The sequence below is a fragment of the Mycobacterium asiaticum genome (assembly GCF_001673365.1).
GTDB classification, from domain to species: Bacteria; Actinomycetota; Actinomycetes; order Mycobacteriales; family Mycobacteriaceae; genus Mycobacterium; species Mycobacterium asiaticum_A.
Window position 1 is genome coordinate 74,793 of the sequence record NZ_LZLS01000197.1, and the last position, 18,871, is coordinate 93,663.

9 protein-coding genes and 1 pseudogene are annotated in these 18,871 nt (G+C 66.6%); 6 read left to right on the forward strand and 4 right to left on the reverse strand.

All coding sequences use genetic code 11. The annotated features are described in order from the left end of the window. Positions 1-109: 109 nt before the first annotated feature. Entirely contained in the window at positions 110-373 is a 264-nt protein-coding gene (gene rpsT, locus A5634_RS22855; RefSeq protein ID WP_065146308.1) for a 30S ribosomal protein S20, read from the forward strand. A gap of 18 nt (positions 374-391) precedes the next feature. Here the strand turns inward: rpsT and holA are convergent, their stop codons facing one another. From holA to A5634_RS22870, 3 genes are all read right to left on the reverse strand, one after another. Further along, complete coding sequence (gene holA, locus A5634_RS22860) at positions 392-1,357, reverse strand: DNA polymerase III subunit delta (RefSeq protein ID WP_155769677.1); 966 nt, start codon at positions 1,355-1,357, stop codon at positions 392-394. Between the two features lie 127 nt (positions 1,358-1,484). Then, positions 1,485-2,921: a ComEC/Rec2 family competence protein gene (locus A5634_RS22865; protein ID WP_081290603.1), complete on the reverse strand. Its 1,437-nt coding sequence runs from the start codon at positions 2,919-2,921 to the stop codon at positions 1,485-1,487. Between the two features lie 40 nt (positions 2,922-2,961). Further along, complete coding sequence (locus tag A5634_RS22870) at positions 2,962-3,789, reverse strand: ComEA family DNA-binding protein (RefSeq protein WP_065146311.1); 828 nt, start codon at positions 3,787-3,789, stop codon at positions 2,962-2,964. A 144-nt stretch (positions 3,790-3,933) separates the two neighbouring features. Between A5634_RS22870 and A5634_RS22875 the strand changes: the two are divergent. From A5634_RS22875 to A5634_RS22895, 5 genes and pseudogenes are all read left to right on the forward strand, one after another. Continuing rightward, positions 3,934-4,712: pseudogene (locus A5634_RS22875) on the forward strand (SDR family NAD(P)-dependent oxidoreductase). A gap of 13 nt (positions 4,713-4,725) precedes the next feature. Beyond that, positions 4,726-5,139 (forward strand): phage holin family protein, encoded by a 414-nt coding sequence (locus A5634_RS22880; protein WP_065146312.1) that lies wholly within the window; start codon positions 4,726-4,728, stop codon positions 5,137-5,139. Continuing rightward, positions 5,126-5,383 (forward strand): DUF3618 domain-containing protein, encoded by a 258-nt coding sequence (locus tag A5634_RS22885; RefSeq protein WP_065146313.1) that lies wholly within the window; start codon positions 5,126-5,128, stop codon positions 5,381-5,383. The genes A5634_RS22880 and A5634_RS22885 overlap by 14 nt, the downstream gene beginning before the upstream one ends. A gap of 115 nt (positions 5,384-5,498) precedes the next feature. Beyond that, a complete protein-coding gene (locus tag A5634_RS22890; RefSeq protein ID WP_065146314.1) occupies positions 5,499-6,656 on the forward strand; it encodes an acyl-CoA dehydrogenase family protein in 1,158 nt (385 codons plus the stop codon). Positions 6,657-6,663: 7 nt separating this feature from the next. Beyond that, a complete protein-coding gene (locus A5634_RS22895; RefSeq protein ID WP_065146315.1) occupies positions 6,664-7,779 on the forward strand; it encodes an acyl-CoA dehydrogenase family protein in 1,116 nt (371 codons plus the stop codon). A 4-nt stretch (positions 7,780-7,783) separates the two neighbouring features. On the opposite strand, the gene A5634_RS22900 is transcribed toward A5634_RS22895, so the two are convergent. Then, a complete protein-coding gene (locus tag A5634_RS22900; protein WP_065146316.1) occupies positions 7,784-18,805 on the reverse strand; it encodes a type I polyketide synthase in 11,022 nt (3,673 codons plus the stop codon). Positions 18,806-18,871: the final 66 nt, after the last annotated feature.

An 18,871-nucleotide genomic window follows, 5' to 3' on the forward strand; every position in this document is an offset into this window, starting at 1 on the left:
CTCCGCTTTTGGGCGAAAACGTAACCGACTGATAACCTGGGCAGTCGCTGTCGGGATGCACGGGTACCCCGAGCAAAGCCAATTCGAAACGAACTGAGGAACTACACGCGTGGCCAACATCAAGTCGCAGCAGAAGCGCAACCGCACTAACGAGCGGGCCCGGCTGCGCAACAAGTCGGTGAAGTCTTCGCTCCGTACGGCTATCCGCGCGTTCCGGGAGGCCGCTCACGCCGGCGAGAAGGACAAGGCGGCCGAGCTGCTGGTGTCGACCAGCCGGAAGCTGGACAAAGCCGCAAGCAAAGGTGTGATCCACAAGAACCAGGCCGCCAACAAGAAGTCGGCCCTGGCGCACGCTTTGAACAAGCTGGGCTGACCGCCCAGCTTTCGCCGGTTAATCCCCGGCCAGCTCCGCCACCTGCCGCACCGCGGATTCCAACGCGTAGTCCGCATCCACCACCGCACCCTTGACGTTCGCATTGAGCGTGGCTACCAGCCGTGACGCGTGGGCCAACCGCTCCCGCGACCATCGCCGTGCTTGTTTCTGGGCCTTCTGTACCCGCCAGGGCGGCATCTTCAGCTGCCCCGCCAGCCGGTAGGGGTCGCCGGACAACGGCATCACCAGGCCGATCGTGTGGATGGCTTCGGCCAGTGCGTCGGCCAGCACCACCAGGGGCTCACCGCGCATCATCGCCCACCGCAACGCCTCCGCAGCCCCAGCGACATCCCCCACGACGGCCTTGTCGGCGATGTCAAAGCCCTTCACCTCGGCTTTTCCGCTGTGGTAGCGGCGCACCGCGGCGGCATTCACTTCCCCGCCGGTATCGGCGACCAGCTGTGAACAGGCCGAGGCGAGTTCCCGGATATCGGAGCCCACGGCGTCCAGCAGCGCCCGGACGGTGTCCTCGCCGACTTTGACCTGGAGTGATCGAAACTCGCCCCGGACGAAATCGCTGCGTTCGCTGGCCTTGGTGATCCGGGCACAGGGATGCACTTGCGCCCCCAGTGACCGCAACTCGCCGGCCAGTGCCTTGGCGCGCCCGCCACCGGAGTGCACCACCACCAGGACCGTTCCCGCGGGCAGGTCGGCGGCGGCCGATGCGACCAACGCCGCCGCGTCCTTGCCCGCCTCGCCGGCGGACTCGAGCACCACGATGCGCTCCTCGGCGAATAGCGAGGGGCTCAGCAGCTCGCTGAGCTCGTAGGTGCTGACATCCCCAGCGCGCATCCGATTCACCGGTACGTCGGCTATTGCGGACTCGGTGATCGAGCCGGTGCCTGCCCGCTGCCTGGCTGATCGCAGGATCTGTGCGACTGCCCGCTCGATCAGCAGTTCTTCTTCCCCCAGCACCAGGTGCAACGACGAAGCCTCACTCACCCCAAGATGGTGTCATGCGGCCCCGACGTCCGCGCGTGGGAGCGTCGACTCGGCGCTGGCGGCAGCAAAAGTGCTAGTCCACTCGTACTTTTGCACCCTGGACGCAGACTCAACTGCGACAACATGCCCTTCGCCATGCCACGACAACCAGCACGGTGACGCCACCGACGACCAGGAATCCCGCAACACCTCGCGGCACCGCGACGCTGCCTCCGGGCACTGCGGCCGACCAGTGTGCGACGCGCAGCACCCACCACACCTCGGGACCGGTGAAACGGATCAGTAGCTGGCTGCCGGCCGGCCAGAACGGGGCCAGCACCGCCGCCGCACTGCCCAGCACCGTGATCGGCCCGACCACCGGCGTCGCAACCAGGTTGGCGACCACCGCCACCAGGCTGAACCGGCCGGAGATGGCGGCGATGAGCGGCGCGGTCACCAGCTGAGCTGCTCCCGCGACCGCGACCGCGTCGGCCATCGGCTTGGGCCAGCCCCGAACTACCAGTCCGCGCGACCACGTCGGCGCGACGACCACCAGCGCGGCGGTGGCCACCACCGACAGCGCGAAACCGAGGTCGACGGCCAGGTGCGGCGCCACGGCCAACAAGACCAACACCGTCGTTGCCAGCGCCGGAATCGCTTGTCGCCGACGCGAAGTCAACATTGCCACCAATGCGATGGCGCCCATCACCGCGGCTCTCAACACACTGGGTGTCGGCTGTACCAGGACGACGAAGCCGGTCAGGGCCAGCCCGGCCAGCAGCACCGCCGCCCGCGGCCCGATCAGGTACGCCGACAGCAGCACGGCTGCGCACACGATGGTGACGTTGGCTCCGGACACCGCCATCAGATGCGTCATCCCCGCCGCCCGGAACTCGCCGCTGGTCCCGGTGCTGATCAGCGAGGTGTCGCCGAGTACCAATGCGGGCAGCATCGCGGCCTGATCGGCCGGCAACACCCGGTGCACCGCCGCCGTGAATTCCGTCCGGACAATATTCGCGGCCCGATGCACCGGCCCGGCGCGGCCCAGGGTTGGCTGTCCCGTCGCAGTGAGCACCGCGACCGTGAGATCGTGCCGGGTGGGACGAGAGATGCGCGCGGCAAACCGCACCGGCTGGCCAACGGTCAGCTCGTCGAAATCCGAGGTACGCGCGAAAACCGTTACCCGACCGGATATTTCGGTGTCCCGCAGCATCAGCAGGTTAGCCCGGAACATCAACCGACTGCTCCCGGCAGCTAGCGCGCTTTCAGTGGGTACCACCGTCACCGGCGCGCCGGTGCCGAATGCCGCCCTGATCGGGTGGTGAGCGACCTCGTCGGCGCGCAACGCGATCGCGAGCCCGTATCCGGTACCCACCAAACCCACCGCGAACAACCCGGCGCTGATCGCCGCCAGCCGCGCGGCCCGTCGGCGTCGCGCCCACCAGCACAGCGCACCGCAAACGGCGACGATCACGACACAACACCCGGCCAATGTGCTCCCGATCGGTCGCAGCGTGCCCGCTGCCGTGACGAGCCAGCTGGCCAGCGCGGCGGGCACCAGCCGCACGTCCAGACGCTCTGGCGGCCCCGGCGTTGCTCCCGGGCACTTAGACACGCACCAGGGAACGCAGCTTGTCCAGCCGCGCCGGGCCGATGCCGTCCACTTCGGCGAGCTGGTCAACAGTGGTGAACCGGCCGTTGGACTGGCGCCATGCCACGATGGCCGCGGCGGTGACCGGCCCGACCCCGGGTAACGCATCCAGCTGCTCGACAGTCGCCGTGTTGAGATCCAACGGCCCGCTCCTGGGTTTGCCTGTTGCGGTCGGTCCGCTCGACGTGGCCGGCGCAGCGGGGCTGCCTGTCCCGACCGAACTTCCCAGCACGCTCGGCTTCCCCGACGTCGGCGCTAACCCGACCACGATCTGTTCACCGTCGCCCACGGGGCGGGCCATGTTCAGCCCGATGGTGTCGGCACCGTCGAGCGGGCCGTCGGCGGCTTGCAGTGCATCGGCGATCCGCGCGCCCGGCGCCAGCGTGACCAACCCGGGTTTGCGCACCAAGCCGACGACGCTGACCACGACTGGGTGGTCCGCGCCCGGCGGCGCGCCGGGACTCGCCGACGCCCGCGGCCCCGTCGTCGAAACCCGTTCCACCGGTGGCAGTTTCGCCGAGGTGACCGGCGCCGGCCGATCGCCGACCATGGTAAAGATCGTGATGAGCACGGCGAGTGCGGCTATAACCGCCAGCGCGATGGCACCGGTCCGACCAGGATCGGCGCGCAACCGGGACACCCACCCTTGCTGCCCCGAACCGTCTGGCAGCCAACGCGGAAGCAGCGAGTTCGGGTCGTCCTCATCGGATTCCGGACTTTCACATTCTGGATCTGGATCGGCCAGCCGTCGGTGCAATCGTTGTGCGGGAAGTTCGGTACGCATGCCCGTGACGGTAGGCGCGGGCGCCGTCACCACCGGTGTCCGCTGACGCGCCACCAGGGCGGTCTGTGGATGAATTCGAGTCTGTGGGTAAATGCCGCTCGCCGAGCAGGTTTGGCAGCCCACCCCGGGGGTAGCCGGGATCGCATGAGCCTGGCATTGGTTACCGGCGCATCCAGCGGTATCGGTTTCGAACTCGCCAAGCGGTTTGTCGAACACGGATATGACCTGGTAATTGCCGCCGAGGACGCTGGCATTCAACAGGCGGCAGAACAACTTGCGGGCGCCGGCGTCGACATTCGACCGATTCGGGTGGACCTGCGCACCGCCGGAGGCGTGGAAGAACTGTATCGACACGTCTCCGGTGCGGACCAGTACCTTGATGCGGCGGCGCTCAACGCCGGCGTCGGCCTCGGCGGCACTTTGTCGACAGCGCCCTCGAGGACACGTTGGCCGTCGTCGACTTGAACGTACGATCAACCGTCTATCTGGCCAAGCTGATCCTGCCGGACATGGTGCAACGCAACAACGGCAAGGTGCTGTTCACCTCGTCGATCGCCTCGATGATGCCCGGCTCTTATCAGGCGGTCTACAACGCGTCAAAGTCGTTCGTACAATCGCTCGCCGAAGCGTTGCATGACGAATTGCGCGAAACCGACGTCACAGTCACGGCTTTGATGCCCGGCCCAACTGACACCAACTTCTTCCGGCGGGCCGGTTTGGCGAACAGCCGGATGGGTCGCATGAATCAGAAGGACGATCCCGCCAAGGTGGCAAAGGACGGCTTCGACGCACTGATGAACGGTAACCGCAGAGTCGTCGCGGAATCACTGCTCACCAAGGCCATGGGCATCGGCAACAGAGTGCTGCCCGACTCGGTCAAGGCAGCTGCCAGCCGGCTGGTGTCGAGACCGCTGCGAAATTGACGGAGGTGAACCGATGAGTTTAAACACCGATCCCAATGCCCCCGATGCCTCGATCGGGGAGTTGATGGCGCAGCTCTCCGCTCAGACGTCAAGACTTGTCCGCGACGAAATGCGCTTGGCGCAAAAGGAACTCGTCGAATCGGCCAAGCACGCCGGGGCGGGTGCGGGCCTGTTCGGGGCGGCGGGGCTGTTGGCCTTCTTCGGCCTGGCCAGCGTGATAACCGCCCTGGTCGCCGCATTGGCGCTGGCACTGCCGACTTGGGCCGCCGCGCTGATCGTGGCCGCGGCGCTGTTCGCCGCAGCCGGAGGGGCCGCATTGATCAGCCGACGCCAGGCCGAGGAGATAACTCCTGCGGCACCGCAGGCCGTCGCCAGCGTCAAGAAAGACATCCAGGAAGTGAAGGACGCCCGTCATGACCGGAGCTGAGCGAACCCCGAAACCGAGCACACCCGAGCCAGGACCAGATGCCGAGGTCGCCGACATCAAGGCCGATATCGAGCAGACCCGCGCCGAACTGGGTGCCACCGTGCAAGCGCTCTCCGCCAAGGTCGACGTCCCCGCGCGGGCCCGGGAGAAGGCCCAAGCCGCCAAACCCACGCTTGCTCTCGCAGCGGCCGGCGCCGCTGTAGCGCTGGCAGCGCTGCTGTGGTGGCGGCGTCGCCGAAGCTGAAGTCCCGACGCGCGCCGACCCGGTTGAAGATTGCCGCCGCTTAACGCCTAACGTGCAGTGCAGGACTGCCCGGGCGACGGTATCGGCGGTCACCTGAAGACTAAGGAGGCTGCCGATGAAGCTGGCACTCACGCCTGATGAAGCCGCGTTCCGCGACGAGCTTCGCACTTTCTTCACCACGAAAATCCCCGCCGAGATCCGGGACCGGGTCCGCCACGGCCAGCACCTGAGCCGTGCGGAGATCGTCGCCAACCACAAACTGCTGCACGAGCACGGACTTGCGGTACCGAACTGGCCGGTGGAATGGGGCGGGAAAGATTGGACACCCACCCAGTTCCAGATCTGGACCGACGAAATGCAGTTGGCCAGCGTGATGGAACCGTTGAACTTCAACACCAAGATGGTGGGTCCGGTGATCGCCGAGTTCGGCTCGCAGGAAGTCAAAGAACGTTTCCTACCGCCCACAGCCAGTTTGGACATCTGGTGGTGCCAGGGCTTTTCCGAGCCCGAAGCCGGTTCCGACCTCGCTTCGCTGCGCACCACCGCGGTCCGCGACGGCGACAGCTACGTGGTCAACGGCCAGAAGACGTGGACGACGCTCGGGCAGTACGCGGACTGGATTTTCTGCCTGGTGCGCACCGACCCGCAGGCTCCCAAAAAGCAGGCCGGCATTTCTTTCCTGCTGATGTCCATGGACACCCCGGGCATTACGCTGCGGCCGATCAAACTGATCGACGGCGGCGTCGAGGTCAACGAGGTGTTCTTCTCCGACGTCCGGGTGCCGGCCAATCAGCTTGTCGGAGAAGAGAACCAAGGCTGGACCTACGCCAAATTCCTGCTCGGCAACGAACGCACCGGCATCGCCCAGGTGGGACGCACCAAAGTGCGACTGGCCGAAGTCAAGCGGTACGCCGCGCAGACCGGACTGCTCGACGATCCGCTGTTTGCGGCACGATTGGCCGAGGCCGAAAACGATGTCCTGGCACTGGAACTCACGCAGTCGCGGGTAGTGTCGGGTTCCTCGGGCGGTAAACCCAATCCAGCGTCGTCGGTGCTCAAACTGCGCGGCAGCCAATTGCAACAGATCGCGACCGAGTTGCTGGTCGAGGTGGCCGGCGCCGACGCATTGCCGGTCAACGGTGACGGAATCGCTTCACCGCAGTGGGCACAATCCAGTGCACCGACCTATCTCAACTACCGAAAGACGTCAATCTACGGCGGTAGCAACGAAGTTCAACGCAACATCATCGCGTCGACCATTCTCGGATTGTGAGGCAGTCATGGACTTTCAGTTGAGCGAAGAGCAGGCCCTGCTGCGCGACACCACCCGGGAACTGCTGTCGCGCAGCTACGACGCCGAAAGCCGCAACAAGGTGATCGGCACCGACCTGGGCTGGAGTCGCGACGTCTGGAATCAATTGGCCGAAATAGGAATTCTTGGCCTCGGCTTCGAGCCGCAGGAGGCCGGACAACTCGAGATCATGGCGGTACTCACCGAGGTCGGACGTCGGCTAGCGCCCGAACCGATCGTGCACGCGGCTTTAGCGCCCGGATCGCTGATCGCCGAACTCGGCAGCGATGCGCAAAAGGAACTGTTGGACGCGGTCGCCGCGGGCCAACGGCTGCTGGCCTTTGCACATCTTGAGCCGGGTCGCCGCACCGCGACCAGCGCGGACTCCACTCACGCTGTGCGGCAAGGTGATTCGTGGGCCATTAGCGGGCAGAAGAATCCGGTGCTGGCCGGTGACTGCGCCGAGACGCTGGTCGTCAGCGCCGCGCTACCGGATGGCGGTACCGGACTCTTCCTCGTCGACCCCGCGCAGGACGGCATCACCGTAACGCCGTATTCGACGTTCGACGGCCAGCGCGGCGCCCAGATCGACCTCAACGAGGCGGTCGCCGAACCGCTGGGCACGGACGCGGCCGACGCTTCCGAGGCCATCGGCAACGCCATCATTCGGATCCAGTCGGCGCTGTGCGCCGAGGCTCTCGGAGCCATGGAGGAAGCACTGCGCCTGACGACCGATTACCTCAAGACGCGCAAGCAATTCGGAGTAACGCTGAACAAGTTTCAGACGCTCACCCAGCGCGCCGCCGACATGTACGTGTCGCTGGAACTGGCCCGCAGCATGAACCTTTACGCCGCAATGTCGATCGCCGACGGAAACTACGACCCGGTGATCGCCGCTCGGGCCAAATTGCAGATCGGCCGGTCCGGCCGGCACATCGGCCAGGAAGCGATACAGCTGCACGGCGGTATCGGTATGACCGCCGAGTACCCGGTGGGTCACTACACGGCCCGGTTGACCGCGATCGACCACACGCTGGGTTCGACGCAGGACCAGTTGCGGGTGCTCGCCGATCAGATCGGCGACTACGAACTGGCCAAGCTCTGACCCGCTAGCCCTCAGCCGCCGGTGCCGGTAGCGCTGAGTCCCCGACCAAACCCGGCACCAACTCGGCCAGGTACTCAGCGAGCGACCTGATCGTCGGATAGTCGAATACCGCTGTGGCGCTGATCGTGAACGCGCCGCCGAATTGGGCATATAACCGGTTGCGCAGTTCCACGGCCATCAGTGAATCCGTGCCGAGGTCCAGGAACCGGCTGCTGGCCGCCGGCGGTTGCGCAAGCCGCAGGAAACTTTGCACTTCCCGTTGCAGATATTCGGTGAGGAAGTCGGCACGCTGCGATTCGGGCACTTCCTGCAGCTGGCGCAGCACCTCGCTGTCCCCCGTTGCCCCGGCGACCGCGCTGGGCAGCACGTGGTCCAGCAGCGGCGGACGAGTGCCACCGAGCATCTTGGCCGCGCGTTGCCAGTTGGCTTTGATGACGGTTGCCTGCGCGCTGCCGTGCGAGATGATTTCGCTGAGCGCGTTGACCGCCGCGGTGGGCTCCAATGGCATCATGCCCTGCGCACTCAAGTTAGCTTGCGCGGCATGCGAACTGGCCATGCCGCCCTTCGCCCAGGGACCGAAGTTGACGCCGGTGGCCGGCAGACCGAGCGCGGCGCGGTAGGCGACCAGCCCGTCGAGCACCGCGTTAGCGGTCGCGTAGTTCGTCTGGCCCGGTGAGCCGAGCACGCTGGAAGCCGACGAGTACATCACGAAGAAATCGAGATCGTCGTTCTTGGTCAACTGATGCAGGTAATAGGCACCGAAAGCCTTGGGCGCCAAGGTGGTACGGAAGTGGTCCAGGTTCTGCTGGGGCAGCAGCGCGTCATCGAGCACTCCGGCCAGATGGGCCAGACCGCCAAGCGGCGGCAATTCCGACCGAATCCGCTCCAGCAGCGCCGCGACCTGGGTTTGATCGCCGACGTCGGCCGCGAAAGTGTGGATTCGGCAGTGGAAACGCTCGGAGATGTCGGCGATAGCCCGCAGCGCCCCTGCGTCGGGCGCCCGCCGGCTGGTCAACACGATGTCGCCGGCCCCAAGTTGCGCGAGGTGAGCCGCGGTGTGCAACCCGAGTGCGCCGAGCCCACCGGTGATCAGATAGCTGCGGTCGGCGCGCGGCTGCAGCGGGCTGGGCATCTGCAGCACGATCTTGCCAATGTGGCGCGCCTGCTGCATCCGACGGAACGCGGTCTTAGCCTCGGTCAGCGGGTAGATTTCGGCGGGCACCGGCGCGACCTCGCCACTGGCCAGCCCGTCGGACAACTCGCCCAGCAGTCGTTGGATGTGCGCGGGGTCGGCCACGATCGTGCCGTCTAGGGCAACGATTTCATAAGCGATGTCGGGTCGTGCCGCAGCCATCTGTTCGGGAGTCCAGATGTCGCGCTTGGCGATCTCGGCGAACCGGCCGTTTCGCGCGGTCGCCCGTACCGTTGCCGCGACGAAGCCCTCGTTGGTCAGGCTGTTGAGTACCACGTCGACGCCGGCTCCGTCGGTGTCGACGAGGATCTGGTCCGCGAAATCCGTAGTGCGCGAGTCGTAGACGTATTGCACGCCCATCTTGCGTAGCATCGCCCGCTTGTAGTTGCTGGCGGTCGCGAAGACCGTCGCGCCACACTGTCGGGCCAACTGGACTGCGGCCAGTCCGACCCCGCCGCTGGCCGCGTGCACCAGCACCCGGTCGCCGGCGCGTAGCTTCGCCCAGTCGAACGCGAGCCGCGCGGTCAGTGCCGCGGCGGGAATGCTCGCCGCGTCTACTGCCCCCAGTCCCTTGGGCACCGGAGCCAGCAACTGCGCGGGCACGTTGACCCGGCTGGCGAACGCCCCGGGCATGAAGCCGAACACACGCTGTCCGAGTTCGAAACCAGTTACGGCAGAGCCTATTTCACACACGACACCGCACAGGTCGCCACCAATGGGGCCCGGATCGCCCCGGTACAGGCCGAGTACGTTGAGCACATCGCGGAAGTTCAACCCGGCGGCTTCCATCCGGACCTGGACCTCGTGCGGCTCGGGTGCGGCCAGCTCCAGCTCGGTGAGGCGAAGGTTGTCGATCGCGCCGCGTTCGGTCGGTGCCAGCACGTAGTCGGCCGTCCGTGGCATCGGCAGGTGACCGCTGCGTGCCCACGGCAGCAACCGCGGCACCAGGAATTTCCCTTGGCGCAGTGCGAGTTCCGGTTCGGTCGCCGGTGCGCCGAGTAGGCTAACCAGCCATCGCACGGCATCGTCGGACCCGTCGTGGTCGACGAGCCTGCAACGCAGGATCGGCTGTTCGGCAATGATGGTGCGGCCCAGGCCCCACAGGGCGGTCTGCACCGGATCGACCCGCTCGCCCGGTTCGGTCGCGACGCCACGCTCGGTGACGATCCACAAACCGCCGGTGAGTTTGATCGTTTCGTCTGCCAGTGGGCGATGCACGGCGTCGAGCAAGGCGCCGATCTCGGTCTCGAGCCGCGCGGTGAACTCGGCGCTGGACTGCGCGTCGTCGGGTTGTCCGCCAGCGCGCCAGACGATCCCGGAGATCGGCGCGCCGCGCTGTTGAACTTGGGCGAAAGCCTGCTGCCAGTGCTGGCGATCGGCGTTGCGTTGCACGGAGATGCCGTTGGGCAGATCGGCCAGGAGTTCGTCGAATCCGGCGACCAGCCAGGCGCCGTTGACTTGGTCGGCGGGTTCACCGTCTCCACCGCCCTGGGCCGGCTGTGGCACCTCGTGCCAGCCGACGGTGTACAGCAGGCGGGTCGTGTCGCCACCGAGCCCGCGCAGCAACGCCTCTCGCGGCGCGCGCTTGACGGTGAACTCGCGGATACCGCCCAACCGGTGACCATCGCGATCCAGGAAATCGAGGTCGAAAACCTGCGTTTCGCTGTCCAGGCTGCCACCGTGCCAGCGCGCCCGGCAGTAGAAGCGGCGCGGCATCCGCCCGGCTACGTCCACTCGTCCATACCGCAGCGGCAGGTACAGGTCGGCGACGCCGTGTTCGGCCGCCAGCAGCGCCGGGAAGGCCGGGAAGGCAACGCCGGTGCACAAGTCAAGCAGCACTGGATGAATCGGCTCGCTCCCGAGATGCTCGGCGAGTTCATCGCCGACCGCGACATCCCCGATCGCCTCACCGTCGCCGACCCACAGCGACTTCAGCGAAGTAGACCAGGTCGGGCCCCAGGACAGCTCCATGTCGGTGAAGGTCTCGAAAAGCTGCTGAGGACGAGTGCGATTCAATCGCTCGATCGCCACCTCGACGGAATCCGTGGGACCGGCGGCATTTTCGTCGGCGATTTCGTGCGTGTCGATATCACCGCTGACCGCGGTGCCATCGGCGTTGAGCGACCATTCGGCTTCACGCACCCCGTATGGCCGGCTGTGCACCCGGAACTTCCAGCCGCTGCCGTCCTCGAGCGGATGCAGCGTCAGCTGCACCTCACGAGAATTCTTCTCGCCCAATATGATTGGCTCGTAGAAGAACACCTCCTGCACCCGCGCCGGTGTCCCGACCGCAGCAAGGGCCATCGCGGCATACGTCGCACCCGGAACTACCACGGTGCCGTAGATGACGTGATGGGCCAGCCACGGCTGTGTTTTGACCGACAGGCGGCTGGTGTAGACGGCGTCGCCGGAAGCGAGATCTTTTGCACTGCCGAGGATTCCGGAGACGGCAGACCCGTCGGTGCGGATGCCCGAAGTCTTCGGCCAGTACCGGCGGCGCTGGAACGGATAGGTCGGCAGTTCGAGCTTGCGCCCACAAACCTGTTGTACCGCAGCGAAATTCGGCCGATGTCCACTGACATAGGTCGCGGCCAGTGCTTCAGCGAGCTGGCGTCCGGCATCGGTGCCCTTGCGCAGCGAAACGATGGCGCGCGGCGGTGCCGAGGACTCCGGCCAAACCTGCAACGCCGCCGCCGTCAGAATCGGTTGCGGCCCAATCTCGACCACCACCGAGCAGCCCATTGCCGCTACGGTGCGCACACTTTCGGCGAACTGCACCGGCTGGCGGGAATGCCGACGCCAATACTGGGCGTCCAGTGGGGTTTCCGAGGTCAGCACCGCGCCAGTGCGGTTGCAGACCAGCGGCAGGGTCGGCACGGCGAACTGCAATCCCGAGGCAAAGGACTCGAATTCGTCGAGCACCGGGTCCAGCAGTGCCGAATGGAACGCGTGGCTGGTTTCCAGCCAGGTGCAACGGATTCCGTCATCGCCGCAGGCAGCGACGATTTGTTGCAGGTCCTCCCCCGGACCGGACAGGACCGTATTGCGACCGTTGTAGGCAGCGACCGAAACCTGTGGGTAGGCCTCGGCGACATCCTCCACCTGCTCGGCGGGGGCAAACACCGCGACCATGCGGCCGCCGTCGGGCAGACTGCCGAACAGCCGGCCGCGTTCGGCGATCAATCGCGCTCCGTCCTGCATGCTGAACACTCCGGCCACGCACGCGGCCGCGTACTGGCCCACGCTGTGTCCGAGCACCACGTCAGGCTCGAGACCCCACGACTGCCACAGTCGGGCCAAGCCCATCTCTATAGCGAAGAGCGCGGGCTGGGCGTAAGAGGTGTGCCGCAGTGTTGCGGCGGCTGATTCCGTCGCTTCGCCACCGAGTTCCCGGTCGGTGTCGAAGAGCACCTCGAGCAAGGGGCGCGGCAGCAGCCCGTCGACGGCTTCCGCGCACGCTCGCACCGTTTCGGCGAAAACCGGTTCAGTGTCGAACAATTCGCGTGCCATCCCCGGGTACTGACTGCCCTGTCCGGTGAACAGCCACGCCGTCGTCGGCGGGTCAGTGCACTCGCCACGTACCGCCCCCGGGCGCACCCGGTTCTCGATCAACTCGCCCAGCAAGTCTCGGGCTTCCTGCACCGAATCGACGACCAGCGCGGCCCGGTGTTCGAAGTGTGAGCGCCCGACCCCGGCGGTGAAGCACACATCGGCGATATCGACCTTCGGATGCGCGTCCAGCCAGTCCCCGTACCGCTGCGCTAGTGCCACCAGGCCCTGAGCAGACCGTGCCGACAGGGGCAACACGCTGACCTGTTGGGTGTCGGGTGCCGACGCGCGGTCGGAACTGGCGTCCTCCGGCGAGTATTCGTCGGGACTGGCCAGCGGTGGCGGCGCCTCTTCGATGAGCACGTGGGCGTTGGTTCCGGTGAAGCCGAATGAACTTACCCCGGCCCGCCGGGTCCGGCCATTGGCCTGCCAGGGCACCGCAGTGTCGACGACCCGCACCGGGAGGGTGTGCCAGGGGATGTGCGGCGAGGGATTTTCGAAATGCAGGTTCTGCGGCAGCACCTCGTGCTGCAGTGCCAATACGACTTTGACTAAGCCGGCGACTCCGGCGGCCGACTCGAGGTGCCCGATGTTGGTCTTTACCGATCCCATCAGCAGCGGACGGTCCGGGTCGCGGCCGGGGCCGTAGACCGCCGCGGCGGCCTGCACTTCGATCGGGTCGCCCAGCGCGGTGCCGGTGCCGTGCGCTTCGAGGTAGTCGACGTCGCGGCCGCCGATGCCGGCGCGCGTCAGCGCCGAAGTGATAAGTCGTTGCTGCGCACCGCCGTTGGGTACGGTCAGACCGCTAGACGCGCCGTCCTGGTTGACCGCGGTGCCGCGGATGACGGCGGCGATCCGGTCGCCGTCGCGCTGCGCGTCGCTAAGCCTCTTGAGCACCAGGATGCCGCAGCCTTCACTGCGCACATAGCCGTCGGCGGCGGCGTCGAAGGTCTTGCATCGGCCGTCGGGTGAAAGCATCCGGGCACGCGATGCGGCGACGATGGAGGCCGGGCTCAACAACACGTTCACCCCGCCCGCCAGCGCCAGGTCGCAGTCACCGGAGTGCAGGGCCTGACAGGCCTGATGGACCGCCACCAGCGAGGAACTGCACGCGGTGTCTACCGCCACCGCCGGACCCTCCAGTCCGAGCGCGAAGGCAACCCGACCGGCGATGGCGTTAAGCGCATTGCCGGTGATGAAGTGGGCTTCGATGCTGTCCACCGAGTCGCCGGACAGCAGGTGCGAATATTCGTTGGCGGCCACCCCCACGAACACGCCACTTCGACTGCCGCGCAACGCCGCCGGTGAATACCCGGCACGCTCCAAGCCTTCCCACGCGATTTCGAGCATCAGCCGCTGTTGCGGATCGATCCATACCGCTTCGCGCGGGGAGATGCCGAAGAACTCCGGATCGAATCCGTCCACGCCGTCGAGATATCCGCCGTAGCGGGTGTAGATCTTGCCCGGCGTCTCCTGGTCCGGGTCGTAGTACTCGTCGATGTCGAAACGGTCGTCCGGAATTTCGCGGATCGCGTCGACGCCGTCGAATAGCACCTTCCAGTAGGACTCGGGATCCGGTCCGCCGGGGAAGCGGCACGCCACCGCGACGACGGCGATCGGCTCATCCGAGGCGGTCGCCGCCGGAGCGGCCGGGGCCCTGGTCGCCTCCGCCGTGGCAGCGGCGGATGCGCCGAGCCCGAGGACGTCGTTGAGCAGGTATTCCGCGACGTCGGTGATGCGCGGGTAGTCCATCGCCAGGGTCGCCGGCAACTCCTTGCCGACGGCCTGCTCGAGTCGGCGGCGCAGTTCCACGGCCATCAGCGAGTCCATGCCGAGGTCGAAAAGCCCTGCCTCTTCCCGGATTTCGGCGCTGTCGGTATGGGTCACCTCCGCGACGGCCGTGCGCAGATGTTCCAGCACGATCCGCTTGCGCTGTTGCACGGGCGCGACCTTCAGCTGTTCGACCAGGCGGGTGGTCCCCGACGGTGTCGGTGCGGATACCAGATCAGGCACCTCGCGTTCCAGGTCGGCCAGAAACGACCGCTTGCCTGCCTGCTGGTAGAGCGGCAGGAAGCGGGACCAGTCGATGCGGGCGACCACACCTTGCGGTGCGGAGGCGGTCATGAATTCGGCCATGCCGGCCAAGGTGTCAGCGGGCGTCATCGCCTTGACCCCACGTTGATCCAGCCGCGCACGAGCTTCCTCGTCGGCCATGCCGGTCGATCCCGCCAGCCAGGGACCGAAATTGATGCTGACCGCTGGGACATTCTGCTCACGCAACCGCCAGGACAACCCGTCCAGGAAGGCGTTCGCCGCGCTGTAGGCGGTTTGGCCGAAGCTGCCCCACACCGAGGCGATCGAGGAGGTGCTGAGGAAGAAATCCAACCGCAGCCCCGCCGTGGCCTCGCTCAAATTCCAAGCGCCCCAAACCTTCCCGGCGAACACTCGGTCGATTTCGGCGTCATCCAGATCACGCAGCACGGTGGTGCCCATTTCGCCCGCCGCGTGCACGACTCCGGCCAGCGGCGCAAGCTCGGACTCCACCGTGGCCAACAGACGCGCCACGTCATGCGGATTGGCGACATCAGCCGCGACAACCCTTGTTTCGCAGCCGAACTGTTCGGCCATCGCGTCGATGCGTTGCTGAGCTTCCGGGCTCGGTGAGCGGCGACTGGTCAGCACCAGTTGCCGGGCCCCGTGCTCGGCCAGGTATCCGGCGATCTCCAGCCCGACTGATCCCAAGCCGCCAGTCACCAGATACGTTGCGTCAGAGCGTAATTCCAGCTGTGCAGCGGTCGGCAGGCCGGTGCACCGGGTCAGCCGCGGCACGTAGATCGCCTGATCCCGCAGCGCGAGTTGGTCTTCCCCGCCCGGCGCGGCCAACTGGTTGACCAGCCGCGACCAGTCGTCGGTCCCGCCCGCGGCCAAATCTGCCAGTCCGCCCCACACGTGCGGATGTTCCAGGGAGGCGGCGCGGCCGAACCCCCACAAGCAGCTCTGCACCGGCGAAACAGTGTCGGTGTCGGTAACCCGTTGTGCGCCTCGCGTTATCAGCCAGATCGGGGTGCGCAGTTCGGCCGCCGCCGCGGCACGGAAGAGTCGACGCGTCCCGGCCAATACCCGGTGTTGCATCCGCAGCAGCGAGCGCATCGATGGTGCGGTATCAGATTCCAGCGCCGCCAGATGCAGGATTCCCAACGACGATTCCTCGGCAGCCAAGTCGCGCAAGACCTGTTGCAAAGCTTGCTCGTCGGCGTCGGAGGCGGGCAACCCGACAACGTGGTACCGGTGGCCGCGGGCGGTCAATGCCTCGACCAAAGGCTGGGTCACCTCGGCGTCGTCACCGACCACCAGCCAGCAGGATTCCTCGCCGGCCCGCCCCGAAGTAGCTTCTATCCAGCGGATCTCGTAGCGCGCATCGGCGATGGACCGGGCGCTGCGCTGCCGGTTGTGTTGTGCGGCAAGCTTGTTCAACGTATCGATGGTTTGCTGGTCGCCGCTCCCCCCGTCGAGCAGCGCCGCGAGTTCCTCGACGCGGCCGTCTTCGAGCAACCGGACGGCCTCGGTGCGGACCCCGTCCGATTCGCCGGCGCTAAAGGTGGGGCGGGTGCGCTTTTCCTTATACCAGTACTCGCGATGCTGGAACGGATACGGCGGCAGGTCCAGCTTGTGCGCCGATACCGGTTGCACAGCAGCAAAATTCGGCACATGGCCCAGGACATATGCGTTGGCGAGGGCTTCGGCGATCTGGCGGCGGTCGCCGGCATTTCGGCGCAAGGAGGCGATGGCCCGCGGTGCGGTCGCCGGGTCCGGCCAGGCGCGCAGCGCCGCGGCGGTGAGCACCGGTTGCGGTCCGACCTCGAGCAGCACCGCACATCCGACATCGGCCAGGGTGGTCACACTCTTGGCGAATTCGATCGGTTGCCGCGCGTGGCGGCGCCAGTAAGCGCCGTCGAGCTTCACGTTCCTGCCCAGCGCGGCACCAGTCCGGTTGCACACCAGAATTCGTTGCGGCGCACGGTATTCGAACTGGCTCGCATACGTCTCGAATTCGTCGAGCGCGGGGTCAAGTAGCGCCGAGTGGAAGGCGTGGCTGGTGTCGAGCCAATCACAGCGGACGCCGTCGGCCGTCAACGTGGCCACCGCGCCGTCCAGATCCTCCGCAGGCCCCGACAGCACCGTATTGGCCCCGTTGTAGGCGGCCACCGATAGCCGCGGGTATTCGTCGGTGAACCGCTCGACCCGCTCGGCGTCGGCGAACACGGCTACCATCCGACCGCCGGCTGGCAGGTTGCCGAACAGGCGGCCGCGCTCGGCGAGCAGCAACGCGCCGTCCTCGAGGCTGAACACCCCGGCGACGCAGGCGGCCGAATACTGCCCGACGCTGTGCCCGAGCACCACATCGGGTTCGAAACCCCATGACTGCCAAAGCCGGGCCAGCCCCATCTCCACTGCGAACAACGCGGGTTGGGCGTAGCTGGTCTGGCGCAGCGTGTCGTCGTCATCCGCAGCGAAAATGACGTCCAGCAACGGCTTTTCGAGCACCGGGTCAACCACCTCGGCGCACCGCAGCACGGTCTCGGCGAACACGGGCTCGGTCTTGAACAGCTCTTTGGCCATGCCCGTGTACTGGCTACCCTGGCCCGGAAACAGCCACGCGGTCTTCGGGGTGTCAGCGCACACTCCCCGAACCAATCCGGGAGCCGGTCGGTCGTCGGCGAGGGCTTCGAGCAATTCGCCGGCGACCTCGGTGGAATTGACCACCAACGCAGCGCGGTGCTCGAAGTGCGCCCGTCCCGCTCCGGCGGTAAAGCACACGTCGGACAAAGCGGTTTCCGGATGTTCGCTGAGCCAGCTTCGGTAGCGTTCGGCAACCTGCACCAACGCAGCCGGGGTGCGGGCCGATATTGGAAGCACGCTGAATCGGCGATCGGCGGGTTGCTCGAGCGGCGCCGGGATGGCATCGGCCGGTGCTTCCTCAAGGATGACGTGTGCGTTGGTGCCGGAGAATCCGAACGAGCTGACGCCCGCGATCCGAGGCCGTCCGTCTCGTTCCCAGCCGGTGGTTTCATCGACCACGTGCACCGCGAGCCGGTCCCACGGAATGTGCGGCGAGGGATCGCGGAAGTTCAGGTGCTTGGGCAGCACTTCGTGCTCGAGCGAGAGGATCACCTTGACCACGCCGGCAATCCCCGCAGCCGCTTCCAGGTGACCGATGTTGGTCTTGACCGAACCGATCAACAGTGGCCGGTCGGCATCGCGGCCCGCGCCGAGTACGGCACCCGCGGCTTGGACCTCGATCGGGTCGCCCAACGATGTCCCGGTGCCGTGGGCCTCCAAATATCCGACTTCGCTGGGCGCGACACCGGCCCGTTGCATGGCTTCGGTGATCACCCGCTGCTGAGCGATCCCGTTGGGCACCGTCAAGCCGCCCGATGCGCCGTCTTGGTTCACCGCGCTGCCCCGGATCACCGCCCGGATGTGGTCACCGTCGCGGACCGCGTCCTCGAGTCGCTTCACCACGATCACACCGCAGCCCTCGCCGCGCACATAGCCGTCCGCGGCGGCGTCGAACGTCTTGCAGCGGCCGTCCGGAGCGAGCATGTGCGCGTGCGAGAACGTGATCATGGTCGCCGGACTGAGCAGCACATTCGCGCCCCCGGCCAGTGCCAAATCGCACTCCCCCAACCGCAACGCCTGGCACGCCTGATGAATCGCCACCAGCGACGAACTACATGCGGTGTCCACGGTGACCGCCGGGCCCTGCAGTCCCAACCGGTAGCTGATCCGGCCCGCCGCCGCGGCCGCCGCCGTCCCGATCGCCATATAGGCTTCGATTTCGGGATAATCCAGCTCGTCGGAAGCCATCCCCAGGTAGTCATGGGTGGACAGACCGATGAACACCCCGGTGTTGGTGTTCGCCAGAGCCGTTGGTGCGGTGCCCGAATGCTCCACCGCGTGCCACGCCGTCTCCAACAGCAATCGGTGCTGAGGGTCCATCAACCTGACTTCGCGGGCCGACAGACCAAAGAACGGCGCGTCGAAGCCCGTGACGTCGTCGACGAAACCTGCGCGGCGAGTGACAACCTTGCCGGGCGCGTCGGGATCCGGGTCGAAGAATTCGTCGGCATCCCAGCGGTCTCCGGGTACCTCCGATATGCCTTCGCGTCCCTGGCGCAACACGTCCCAGAACTGATCGGCATTGGCAGCGCCCGGAAAGCGCACCGCGTAACCGACGACCGCAAACCGCGACGTCTGCTCCGACCGGTCGTCGGCTGTTGCCATTGCGCGTGTCCTCTCTGACTCGACCGCAAACGCTCGATCGCCCTGGGCTGGCCAATATGGCGCGTC